Source organism: Actinoallomurus spadix (assembly GCF_024055725.1).
Classification (GTDB): domain Bacteria; phylum Actinomycetota; class Actinomycetes; order Streptosporangiales; family Streptosporangiaceae; genus Actinoallomurus; species Actinoallomurus spadix.
In genome coordinates this window covers 222,164-234,603 of sequence record NZ_JAMXMX010000013.1, presented here as the reverse complement: position 1 = coordinate 234,603, position 12,440 = coordinate 222,164, and the positions used below count along the sequence as shown (strand labels likewise).

Genomic DNA, 12,440 nt, shown 5'->3' with positions numbered 1-12,440 from the left:
GGAACAAACTCCAGACCCCACGAATACGCCCGAAGAGCATTCACCCACCGCACACCCTCCGGCACCCCCCCCAAACCCGCACCCCAACCCCCACCAACACCACCGGCCACCCGCTTTTCCCCACCACCAGCCGCACCAAAAACATCCTCAAACGACGGCACAACAACGTTCGTCAGCCCCACAAAAGGCTCTTGCACCGCACCACCCGGAAAAGCCTCAGCAACGGCCTGCTTCCAGGCCGCCCGAGCAACCGGCTCATCAACACCTCTCGCCCCGACATCAGCCAAATACTGCTCAATAGTGATAGGCCGCCTAAGTGCCGCCTTGGCCACGTTTACCACATCCTTGAAGTAATTGAAATCACCCGAACTGCCAAGGACGTGGCCAGCTTCAAAACCCTCAGAACCAGAACCCGCACCACCATGCCAATACTGAGAAAACGCTACATTAGAGCCCCACCCAGGAACCGAGACCCCAGACCCATAACCCCTATCATCGGACCCGGACGCGGACACCGAAGGACCAGCACCCTGCGGCCACGCCTGCGGCACCTGATAACCCGACTCCTGAGCCCCCTGCAAACCCGCCCCGGACGCCGCCCAGCCCCCATAACCCCCATCGACCCCGGACGCAGAGCTGTCACCGAGAACAGAAAACACTCCCTCATAGGCTCCAGCCGGGGCCGGATAGAGCTCTCCCTGCGGGTTTTTCGCCGGCCCGTAAACATAATGAACGGCGTCCGCATCATCATGAACCGGCCAGGTCCGGAACCAGCCGGGGTAGAAGTCACCGAGCCGGCCGACCAACTCACCCGCAGTACGACCGGAAACGCTCTCGAAACCCGCGAATTGGCCGTTGATGAGGCGCCGGCCGTCCTCCCCCCCTTCGATGAGGAATAGCCACAGCGCCGTCATATCAGCCTGCAAAAACGCGTCGAGCACCTCAACGTCACTGGCACCCAATGGAAGGTCGTACTCCCCCTCCCCATCCGTACGGTAAACCGGCCCAACATAGTCGGCGTTGCCGATTCTCCAGGTCCGGAACCGGCCGGGGTAGAAGTCACCGAGCCGACTGATCAACTCATGCCTAGTAACACCGGACACGCTCGGAGGCATCCGCCTATCGATTTCATCGACGCGCAGACCACCCTCCCCCACTCCGGCGACGACATACCCCAGCTCCATCACGTCAAATCGCAGGAGCTCGTCCGCGTTGAGGCCCCCGCCAGCGGCGCCCGCTCGAACAACACCGGCTCCAGGCGCGGGGACAGCCCCGAGCACCACAACGTCACGGGCACCCTCAGGAAGCTCGTACTCCCCCTCCCCATCCGGACGGTACACCGGCCCGACATAGCCGGAAACGTTTCTGCCACCGATTTCCCAGGTCCGGAACCGGCCAGGCCAACGGACACCGAGTTCGTCGATCAGCTTGTCGGCCACCTCTTTTGTTACATGACTGAATGAATCGTTAATGTCCCGACGGGAGATGCCGGCCGACTCCTTACGGCCCGCAATCTGCTCACGGCCCGCAATGAGCAGGTTATACCGTAGCCTCGCCAACCGTCGGTTGGAAGTGCCACTGGGCAGGAGTTCATGCACTTCACCGGCACCGTCCGGCTTTGGGTAGGGAAGACCGTTCGCATCGCGCACCGGACCATAAAATCGCTCCAGGACCCCTGCACCACCCCCTCCACGGCTTCCTTTAACCTTTGCAATCCAGGTCCGGAATCGCCCAGAGTAAAGGACGGCGAGGTCATCGATCAACTTATCGGAATTGAACGCCTCTACGTCGATTTCGTACGCGGGCAGGCCGGCCTCCCCTGCTTTGGTGAGAGCGTCCCGCAGCCACTCCACGGTTTTAGGAGGAACGTCCAAGTTTTCAATGTCAAGAGCATCGAGTGGTGGGAGGTAGTTTACCCCCGGATTGTCAGGGTCGAACCTCAGCCCCCAATACCGTGTTCTTTCACCGGGCTTTTTGAAGGTTCGGATCGCGCCGGGATTTTCGCCGGCGAGGAGGCCGATGATCTTTATGATATCTTCGAGCGCGCGAGCGCCCTTGAAGATGTCCAGACGAATATCTTTAGCGGAGATGCCTGATCCTTTCGCTTTTTTGAATCCTTCCCACACCTTTTGCTTGTCGCTCGGTAGTTGGATACGGCCTGCGACGCGGGGATCGGTCGGGTCGGTGAGCGCCCAATAAGGCCTGCTCGACTCCAGAGCGGCATCAAACCGCGGCTTGAAAACGTGGCCACTCTCGTCCACGAACAAAGCACTGGCGGTAACAGGAGACCAGCGCTTCATATCGTCCGGGCCTGTCTCGTGCAGCCACTGCCCGGCCCAGCCGGCGGCGATCAGCCCCTGAACCTTTCCGGTATCAATGCCGCTCCGCTTAAGGGCTTCGATCTCAGCCTGCCGCGCAGCGGCACTGAAGTCAGGGTCAAAACGCCACACACGCTCCGTACCATCATCACCCACAGCCGGAACCAGCCCCACCATATGCGCCGTCGTCCCAGGCTGCCGCACCCGCACGAACACCGCCGCCGGAACAACAACCCCGCCACCCGCCTCCAGCTCAACACCGCCGGTCACGACATCAAAAAGCTCCTCCCACGTACCGACCCGCACCCAATCCTCAGCCGGCACCCCCAAAGAACGCACATGCACCGCATCAGAAACCACCACCGCGTCATCGACAACAGAAGCCGAAACAAGACGGCTGAACAGGCCACGATCACCACGACCGGCCTCCACGGCGCCACCATCAGCCCATTCACCACGAGGCATCCCATGCCTGACATCCCCCGTCGCGAACCGGCGCATCAACACCGCACACGCCTGCTCCTCACCAGCGGACAACTCAGCCGGCATCTCCGCCGCCCACTTCGCAACCTTCGCGACCACGCCCTTCAACTGCGACTCAACCACCGGCACACCGGCATCCACAGCCGGCACCAGCGCCGCAAGCACATCATCGGCAGCCAGCGAAGCACCCGCCGCCATGGCAGTGACCTCACCACGGCCGGCCACAGCACCCACACCACCGGCCGAAACCGGCGCGCCAACCGTTCCAGCCCCCTCAACGGCGGTGCCGACCTGCGGGGAACCAGCCGGAGCCGCCTCAAAGGCGATAACCGCCCCCGTCACAGGATCCTGCTCCGTGATGATCACCGGAGCAACCTCCAGACACGCCGCAGCACTCCAAGCCGACTTACGCCACTCAGCCACCCGCATAGCCGCCTCCCCACACCGGTATCCCGACCCGGAACCCGAATCGTCCCTGTTCCTATCAACGCGGACCAAAAAGCCCACACCATCGACATACGGATCAAACGAGCGAACGGTTCAAAAATCAACCCCCGAAACGGACGAGAACCACCACCCATCCCACCCACACAACCATCCCGCCCACACCACACCCGACACCGAACACCCCTGGAAGCCGATGCCGGCCGGACCACCCGCACGATCACCAGCTCGATCCCCCTCACGAGCGCAGCGAGCCGTAACGCCCCGGCACTACCGGAAAGATCGCAGGACAACGAAGGCTTCGCCCGGCAGCCTGCCCGCGGCCACTCCGGTGAAGGAAGCCAGGACGACGTCGCCCTCCGGCAGAGGCAGCGGGTCCGTGCCCAGGTTCGCCGCGATCCGGAGCGAACCACGCTGGATCACAAGCCAGGACTCGCCATACTCGACCGCCACCTCCGTCAGACGCGGATCGGTCAACTCAGGCTCGGCCCGCCGCAACGCGATCAAAGCGCGATACCACGCGTACAGCTCCCGGCGGCCCGGCTCGCCGAGTTCGCTCCAACTCAGAACCGAGGCCCGGTGGGTCTCAGGATCCTGCGGGTCGGGAACGTCCTCCGACGCCCAGCCGTGACCGGCGAACTCCCGACGGCGGCCCTCACTAACAGCCCGGGCAAGGTCGGGCTCCTGATGATCGCTGAAATACCGCCACGGCGTGCCCGCACCCCACTCCTCGCCCATGAACAGCATCGGCGTGAACGGCGCGGTCAGCAGCAGGCCCGCCCCGACCTTGAGCAGGCCCGGGGACAGGCTCGCGGAGATCCGGTCGCCGGTGGCGCGGTTGCCGATCTGGTCGTGGTTCTGCAGGAAGCCGAGGAAGCGGTGGGCCGGCGTGCGGTGCGTGTCGACCGGCCGTCCGTGCGTACGGCCGCGGAACGACGACCAGGTCCCGTCGTGCAGGAACACCCGCGTCAGCGTCTTGGCCAGCACGGCGGGGGTGCCGAAGTCGGCGTAGTAGCCCTGCCGCTCGCCGGTGAGCAGCGTGTGCAGGGCGTGGTGGAAGTCGTCGCTCCACTGCGCGTCCAGGCCGTACCCGCCCGCCTCGCGGGAGGTGACCAGACGCGGGTCGTTCAGGTCCGACTCGGCGATGAGGAACATCTCCCGGCCCGTCGCGGCGCTCAGCCGGGACACGGACACGGCCAGCTCCTCCAGCAGGTGCAGCGCGCGCTGGTCCCGGATGGCGTGGACGGCGTCGAGCCGCAGCCCGTCGACGTGGTAGTCGCGCAGCCACATCAGCGCGTTCCCGATGATGTACGCGCGGACCTCGTCGGAGCCGGCCTGGTCGACGTTGACGGCCGGGCCCCAGGGCGTCTGGTGGGCGTCGGTGAAGTACGGGCCGTAGCGGCCCAGGTAGTTGCCGCTCGGACCGAGGTGGTTGTAGACGACGTCGAGGACGACCGCCAGACCGCGCTGGTGCGCCGCGTCCACGAACCGCTTGAGCCCGTCCGGTCCGCCGTACGGGTCGTGCACCGCCCACAGGTGGACGCCGTCGTACCCCCAGCCGTGCCGCCCGGGAAAGGCCGCGACCGGGAGCAGCTCGACGGCGTCGACGCCGAGGTCGACGAGGTGGTCGAGGCGGTCGATCGCGGCGTCGAAGGTGCCCTCGGGGGTGAAGGTCCCGATGTGCAGCTCGTACAGGACCGAGCCCGCCAGGGGCCGGCCCCGCCAGCCGTCGTCGGACCATTCGAAGCGTCCGTGGTCGTACGTGCGGCTGAGCCCGTGCACGCCGTCCGGCTGCCAGGGCGAGCGCGGGTCGGGGAACGGTCCCTCGCCGTCGAGCACGAAGCCGTAGTCCTGCGCACCGCCCTCGCCGCCGACCTCCGCGGTCCACCAGCCGGGCCGCTCGGAGCGCGTCATCGCGTGCCGGGCGTCGCCGGTCTGCACCTCGACGGTCTCGGCGGCCGGTGCCCACACCTCGTACCTCATGCGGCCTCGATCAGGACGGCGACCGGGAGCAGCCGGAGGACCCCGCTGAGCTCCAGGCCGGAGGGGTAGGACTGGTCGGTGAGGACGTCGTGCCAGGGGCCGCCGGGCAGGTCGAGGTGGGTGTCGGCCCAGCCGCCGCGGCGTTCGAGCCCGGCGGGCAGCCGGGTCGCGACGATCACGACGCCGCCGCGCCGGAACGCCACCGCGTGGGCGGCGGCGGAACCCGTGGCGGCCACCGGATCGTACGGGCCGTCGAACCACTCCGGGTGCTGCTCGCGCATCCGGAGCAGGCGGGACGTCACGAGGAGCTTCTCGCCGTCGAGGTCGGCCGGGGTGGTCCCGGCGTCGAGGTCGGCGAGCAGCTCGCGGCGGTGCGCGTAGTCGACCGGGCGCCGGTTGTCGGGGTCGACGAGGGACAGGCCGGTCAGCTCGCAGCCCTGGTACACGTCCGGCACGCCCGGCATGGCCAGCTGCACCAGCTTCTGGCCGAGCGAGTTCACCCGGGCGTACGGGGTGATCCGCTGGACGAACCGCTCGACGTCCGCGGTCAGCGTCGGGTCGGACAGCACCGCGTCGGCGTGGGCCAGGACCGCCTCCTCGTACGCCGGGTCGCCGTCGGTCCAGGACGTGCGGGTCTTCGCCTCGCGCATCGCCTTGGTGAGGTACTCCCGGAGCCGGTCGGGCGGCAGCGGCCACGCGCCGGCGATCGTCTGCCACATGAGGTAGTCCAGGTCGGGCTCCAGCGGGCTCTCCGGCGCCCGGGACCGCCAGCGGCCGACGGCGGCGACCCACTCGTCCGGCAGCTCCGACAGGACGGCCAGCCGCGCCCGTACGTCCTCCTGCCGCTTCGTGTCGTGCGTCGACAGCGTGGTCATGGTCCGCGGCCAGTCGGCGGCGATCCGCGCGCAGTAGGCGTGGAAGTCCTCCGGCGCGACGGCGAACCGCGCCGGGTCGCCGCCGACCTCGTTCAGCGCGGCCAGCCGCGACCAGCGGTAGAAGGCGGTGTCCTCGACGCCCTTCGCGGTCATCGGCGCGGACGTCTGCTGGAACCGTACGACGAACTCGTCGCGCGTCTCGTCGCGGCCGCCCAGGCCCAGGACGAGCGGGACGACCTTGTCGAGCAGGTCGCCGTCCGGGAGGACGGCGCGGGCCTCGGCGGCGGCCTGGGCGACGATCTCCAGGGCCTGGGCCGGCGGCTCCTCGCCGGGCACCAGGTAGGCCCGGTAGACCGGCATCGCGACCAGCAGCTCGACCAGGACCTCCCGCAGTGCGCCGGGGTCCTCCTCCGGCAGGATCCGCGTCAGCAGCGCGGTCAGGCGGCGCACCTCCGGGACGAGGATCCGCTCGGCGGCGAACCGCCGGGCCACCCGCTCGACCTCGGTGAAGTCGGCGGGGCCGCCGGTCAGCGCGCTGTACGCCTCGGTCAGCGGCTTCTCCCCCGCCGGGTCGACGAACAGCCCGCCGACCATGCCCAGCGCGTCGTACCCGGTGGTGCCCGCGCAGGGCCAGTCGCCGGGCAGCGGCTCGTCGCCGGTAAGGATCTTCTCGACGACCACCCAGCCGCGTGGCCGTTCCAGCCGCCGCAGGTACCCGCGCGGGTCGGCGAGCCCGTCGGGGTGGTCGATCCGCAGACCGTCGATGAGGCCCTGATCGACCAGCCGCAGGAGCACCGCGTGCGTTGCGTCGAAGACCTCCGGGTCCTCGACGCGCAGCCCGATCAGGGAGGAGATGTCGAAGAAGCGGCGGTAGTTCAGGGCGGGTTCGCGCCAGTACGCCGGGCGGTAGCGGCCCTCGCGCGGGAAGACGTGGTCGTGGTAGCGCAGCACGTCGCCGTCCGGGCGCGGCTCGTCGTCGGGCGAGCCGAGGACCGGCACCACGACGACGCCCTGCGACCAGTCGATGTCGAACCATCGGGCGTACGGGGAGTCCGCTCCCCGGCGCATGACGTCCCAGAACTGCCGGTTCAGGCTCTCCGGCGCGGGGATCGCCATGTGGTTCGGCACGACGTCCACGATGATCGACAGGCCGTGCTCGCGCATCCGGGCCGCCATCGCCCGGAAGCCCTCCTCGCCGCCGAGGTCGTCGGAGATCCGCGCGTGGTCGACGACGTCGTAGCCGTGCGCGGAGCCCGGGGTGGCCTGCAGGATCGGCGACAGGTACACGTGCGAGACGCCGAGCGCCGCGAGGTAACCGGCCAGTTCCCCGGCCTCGGCGAACCCGAAGCCCCTGCGCAGTTGCAGCCGGTACGTTCCGGTCGGCCGCCTAGACACGACGCAGCACCTGAAGGGAGCGGGACTCGACGCGGACCTTCTCGCCGGAGCGGCGCACCGGCCGCTCGTGATACTCGTACACCTCGATCGGGGTCGCCGTGTCGAGCACGCCGGTCCACATCCCTCCGCCGGTATCGGGCACCACGAAGTCCAGGTCGGTGTCGGCCGCGTTGAACAGCAGCAGGAACGAGTCGTCGTGGACCTGCTCGCCGCGCGGGTCCGGCTCCGCGATGCGGTCGCCGTCGAGGAAGACCGTGACCGCCTTGGCGTACGGGGTCTGCCAGTCGGCGTCGGACATCGGCCGGCCCGAGGGGGTGTACCAGACGACGTCGCCCTCGCCGGTGGGGAACCGGCGGCGCCGGAACACGGGGTGCTCCCGCCGCAGTTCGGTCACCCGCCGCACGAACGCCCGCAGGACGTCGTTCGCCGGGGAGTCGGACCAGTCCAGCCAGGACAGCTCGTTGTCCTGGCAGTAGACGTTGTTGTTGCCCCGCTGGGTCCGGCCGGCCTCGTCGCCGTGGGAGATCATCGGCACGCCCTGGGACAGCAGGAGCGTGGTCAGCAGGTTCCGCTTCTGCCGCTCCCGGAGCGCGGTGATGTCCGGGTCGTCGGTCTCGCCCTCCACGCCGTGGTTCCAGGAGCGGTTGTCGTCGGCGCCGTCACGGTTGTCCTCGCCGTTCGCCTCGTTGTGCTTGCCGTTGTAGGCGACGAGGTCGTGCAGGGTGAACCCGTCGTGGGCGGTGATGAAGTTGACCGAGGCGATCGGGTGCCGCCCGTCGTCGGCGTACAGGTCGCTGGAGCCGGTGAAGCGGCTGCCGAACTCCGGCAGCCGGCCCTCCACGCCCCGCCAGTAGTCGCGCATGGTGTCGCGGTACTTGCCGTTCCACTCCGTCCACAGCGCGGGGAAGTTGCCGACCTGGTAGCCGCCCTCGCCGACGTCCCAGGGCTCGGCGATCAGCTTGACCCGGGAGACGATCGGGTCCTGCTGGACGAGGTCGAAGAACGCCGACAGCCGGTCGACCTCGTGGAACTCCCGGGCCAGCGCCGACGCGAGGTCGAACCGGAACCCGTCGACGTGCATCTCGGTCACCCAGTACCGCAGCGAGTCCATGATCAGCTGGAGCGCGTGCGGCTGGCGGACGTTGAGGCTGTTGCCGGTGCCGGTCGTGTCCATGTAGTACTCCGGCGAGCCGTCGACGAGCCGGTAGTAGTGCGCGTTGTCGATGCCGCGGAAGCTCAGGGTCGGGCCGAGGTGGTTGCCCTCGGCGGTGTGGTTGTAGACCACGTCGAGGATCACCTCGATGCCCGCCTCGTGCAGGGTCCGGACCATCAGCTTGAACTCCTGCACCTGCTCGCCGAGTTGCCCGGTGGAGGAGTACCCGTTGTGCGGGGCGAAGAAGCCGATCGTGTTGTAGCCCCAGTAGTTCGACAGTCCCCGCTGGAGCAGGACGTCGTCGTGGACGAACTGGTGCACCGGCATCAACTCGACCGCGGTGACGCCGAGGTCCTTGAAGTAATCGATCATCGACGGGTGCGCCAGCCCGGCGTAGGTGCCGCGCTGCGCCTCCGGAATGTTCGGGTTCAGCTTGGTGAGGCCCTTGACGTGCGCCTCGTAAATGATCGTCTCGTGGTACGGCGTCCGGGGATGGCGGTCGGACATCCAGTCGAAGTACGGATTGATCACCACGGACTTCGGCAGGTGCCGGGCGCTGTCGTCGTCGTTGCGGGCGGACGGGTCGGCGAACCGATAGGAGAACAGCGACTCGTCCCAGTCGACGTCCCCCTCGACCGCCTTGGCGTACGGGTCGAGGAGCAGCTTGTTCGGGTTGCAGCGCTGCCCGTTCCCCGGGTCGTACGGGCCGTGCACCCGGTAGCCGTAGCGCTGCCCGGGCCCGACCGTCGGCAGGTAGCCGTGCCAGACGGACCCGGAGGTCTCGGGCAGTTCGAGCCGTGTCTCCCCGCCCTCGTCGTCGAAGAGGCACAGCTCGACGCGGGTGGCCGCTTCGGAGAACAGTGCGAAGTTGGTGCCGGCGCCGTCGTAGTGGGCGCCGAGGGGGTAGGGATCGCCCGGCCATACGCGTGTCACATGGGTGAGCTTCCCAACCGTGATCGCCTCACACGCGGATGTTCATGCCGGTTCGTAGCCGAACGGGCCGAGTGTCGCCACCCCGTATTGCCTGGTCACACACCCTGCGTTACCTTAGGAGAGCCTTACCTAATGGATCTGACCGAGAGGCTCCCCTCAATGTACGCATGTGTCTGCCACGCCGTCACCGACGAGGACGTGCGCGATCATGTGGCGGCAGGGGCCTGCTCGGCCAAGGAGGTCCGCGCGGCCTGCGGCATGCGCCCCGGCTGCGGCTCGTGCGTGAACCGGATCCGCGCCCTGATCGAGCAGCACTTCACCCCCGCCGAGCCCGACGACGCGATGACCACCGCGGCCTGACCGCGGGTCGGTCGGCTCCACCGGCGCCCTCCCGTGCCACGATGGTGAGGTATGGAAGGTGACAGGGAGATCATCGCGCTGCTGAACGAGCAGCTCACCGCCGAGCTGACCGCGATCAACCAGTACTTCCTGCACGCCAAGATGCAGGAGAACTGGGGCTTCACGAAGCTCGCGAGCCACACCCGCGCCGAGTCGTTCGACGAGATGCGGCACGCCGAACGCCTGACCGACCGCATCCTCTTCCTCGAGGGCCTGCCGAACTACCAGCGCCTGAACCCGCTGCGCATCGGCCAGAGCGTTCCCGAGCAGCTCCGCGCGGACCTCGCCGTCGAGATCGAGGCGGTCGACCGCCTGCGTCCCGGCATCGAGCTGATGCGCTCGCGCGGTGACGTCACGTCCGCCCGGATCTTCGAGGAGATCCTCGCGGACGAGGAGGAGCACATCGACTACCTGGAGACGGAGCTGGAGCTCCTGGAGAAGCTCGGCGAGCCGCTCTACCTCCAGCGTTACGCCGAGCCTCCGGGCGAGTGAGCCGCCCGCCCCGGGAGGCCCCCGGAGCGGACCGCGCGCTGCCGGGCGCCCTGATCGCCGGCGTCACGGCGGCGTGGCGGCTGGGCTGGCAGCCGGCCGACCTCGTACGCCACGCGGCCCGTACGCACGGGAACCGGGCCGGCCGGATGATGACCGACGCGATCGCCGCCGAGATGCGCGCGTACGCGGCGGGCACCGTGGACGAATGGTGGCGCGGCCGGCTGACGGCGCTCGGGGCCACCGTGTGGTGGCGGCGCGACGACACGTACCTGGCCGAGTGGGCGGCCCGCCACGGCACCGACCAGGCCGCGGCCGCCGGCTGCGCCCTGCGCCTGACCGCCCTGCTGCGCGCGCTGCCCCGCCTGGAGATCCTCTGCCCGCCGCCCGGCCACGCCCGCCCCTCCGAGCCCGGCACCCGGTCCTCGGTGCCCGGCGCCCATCCCTCCGAGCCCGGTGTCCACGCCGACCGGCGCGTCCTCGACAAGGTCCAGGCGCTCCTGGCCAAGGCCGAGTCGACCGAGTTCCCCGAGGAGGCGGAGGCCCTGACCACCCGGGCCCAGGAGCTGATGGCCCGCCACAGCCTCGACTCCGCGCTCCTCACCGCGCGGACCGGACGGACCGGTGACGGCCCCGTCGGCCGCCGCCTGCCGATCGACCGTCCCTACGAGTCGCCGAAGGCCCTGCTGCTGGGCGCCGTCGCCGACGCGAACCGGTGCCGTGCCGCCTGGAGCAGGTCGCTCGGCTTCTGCACCGTGGTCGGCTTCCCCGCCGACCTGGACGCCGTCGAACTGCTCTTCACGTCCCTGCTGGTCCAGGCGACGTCCGCGCTCGTCCACGAGGAGGGCGACCGTGCCCGTACGCGCGCGTTCCGCCGGGCGTTCCTGGCGTCCTACGCCGTCCGGGTCGGCGAGCGTCTCACCGAGGCCGCCGCCGCGGCCGAGCACCGGGCCGCGGCGGAGACGCCCGGCACGGACCTCCTCCCGGTCCTCGCCGCCCGCGACCGGGCCGTCGAGGACGCGATGACCGCGATGTTCCCCCGGCTCACCGGCCGCCGGATGAGCGTCAGCGACCGGGGCGGCTGGCTGTCCGGCCGGGCCGCCGCCGACCGCGCCGACCTGGGTACCCGCCGGCCGGTCCGCTGACCGTGTCATTTTTCGGCACACCTGGTCACATTGTGCGACGATCAGGGGCATGGGACTCGATGTCTATGCGGTCCGCCCGGGAGACCCGGCGGTGAAGGGCCACGACACGCTGCGGACGCCCGTGACCTGGGAGTGGGAGGGGCCCGCGGACCTCGACCCGTTCGAGGACGTCCCACGGGACTTCCCCGAAGGCCTGTTCTGGCCCTCCGACGGCGACTCCACCGGGTTCCGCGGCCAGGTCTACCGGGAGTGGGTCAACCGCACGCTCGGGTTCAACCTGTACGAGCTGCTCGACCCGGCGCAGGTCCGGGACCTCGCCGACCGCCTCGACCACTGGCTCACCGACGCCCGCGCCGCCGGCACGGACGAGGTGCCGCTCGACGACGCCACGACCGTTCCCCTGAGCGGCATCGAGGCGCTCGCCGCGTTCGTCCGCGCCACCGCCGCCCAGGACCTCTGGCTCTTCCCCGACTCCTGACCTCGCCGATCCACATCGCGTGCGGACGCGATCACCGGGCCCCCGCCACGCGGCCGTGAACAATCGGCCACCGGCAGCCGTATGCCCATGCAGGGGCATACGGCTGCCGAGTGGACGGAAGGCGCGATCGCACAATGGTCGAAGGTTCGGTGTTCGCGTTTCGCATGTGGCGGCGCGCGGGGGACTCCGCGGAGTGGCTGCCGGCGTCACCGCTGCTCGTGCACCTGAGCCGCGGTGAGAGTGTGGTGCCGGCGCACCTGCACTGGGGCACGGAGGACGGCTCGCAGTCCGCAGTGGCCTTCTCCCCGGACATGGCGAGCTGCTATGGCCACTGCCGCACCACCG

General features: G+C 69.2%; 8 protein-coding genes and 1 pseudogene. 5 read left to right on the top strand and 4 right to left on the bottom strand.

Features of this window, described 5'->3' with window-relative positions:
• The 4 genes from NE235_RS21360 to glgX all read right to left on the bottom strand — a co-directional run.
• On the bottom strand, positions 1-3,167 hold a 3,167-nt coding region (locus NE235_RS21360; protein ID WP_252805677.1), incomplete at its 3' end, for a hypothetical protein.
• 348 nt (positions 3,168-3,515) lie between these two features.
• A complete protein-coding gene (gene treZ / locus NE235_RS21355; RefSeq protein ID WP_252805675.1) occupies positions 3,516-5,228 on the bottom strand; it encodes a malto-oligosyltrehalose trehalohydrolase in 1,713 nt (570 codons plus the stop codon).
• Entirely contained in the window at positions 5,225-7,498 is a 2,274-nt protein-coding gene (gene treY / locus NE235_RS21350) for a malto-oligosyltrehalose synthase (protein WP_252805672.1), read from the bottom strand. The genes treZ and treY overlap by 4 nt, the downstream gene beginning before the upstream one ends.
• Complete coding sequence (gene glgX / locus NE235_RS21345; protein WP_252805670.1) at positions 7,491-9,584, bottom strand: glycogen debranching protein GlgX; 2,094 nt, start codon at positions 9,582-9,584, stop codon at positions 7,491-7,493. The genes treY and glgX overlap by 8 nt, the downstream gene beginning before the upstream one ends.
• A 159-nt stretch (positions 9,585-9,743) precedes the next feature.
• Between glgX and NE235_RS21340 the strand changes: the two genes are divergently transcribed.
• The 5 genes and pseudogenes from NE235_RS21340 to NE235_RS38730 form a co-directional block, all read left to right on the top strand.
• Positions 9,744-9,944, top strand: coding sequence for a (2Fe-2S)-binding protein (locus NE235_RS21340; protein WP_252805669.1), 201 nt, complete (start codon positions 9,744-9,746; stop codon positions 9,942-9,944).
• Positions 9,945-9,995: 51 nt separating this feature from the next.
• Positions 9,996-10,475, top strand: coding sequence for a bacterioferritin (bfr, locus tag NE235_RS21335; protein WP_252805667.1), 480 nt, complete (start codon positions 9,996-9,998; stop codon positions 10,473-10,475).
• On the top strand, positions 10,472-11,617 hold the full coding sequence (locus NE235_RS21330; protein WP_252805665.1) for a DUF2786 domain-containing protein: 1,146 nt from the start codon (positions 10,472-10,474) through the stop codon (positions 11,615-11,617). Before bfr ends, NE235_RS21330 begins: the two co-directional genes overlap by 4 nt.
• A gap of 49 nt (positions 11,618-11,666) precedes the next feature.
• Positions 11,667-12,095, top strand: coding sequence for a hypothetical protein (locus NE235_RS21325; RefSeq protein WP_252805663.1), 429 nt, complete (start codon positions 11,667-11,669; stop codon positions 12,093-12,095).
• Positions 12,096-12,229: 134 nt separating this feature from the next.
• Positions 12,230-12,424: pseudogene (locus NE235_RS38730) on the top strand (hypothetical protein); the annotation flags it as partial.
• Between the last annotated feature and the right edge of the window lie 16 nt (positions 12,425-12,440).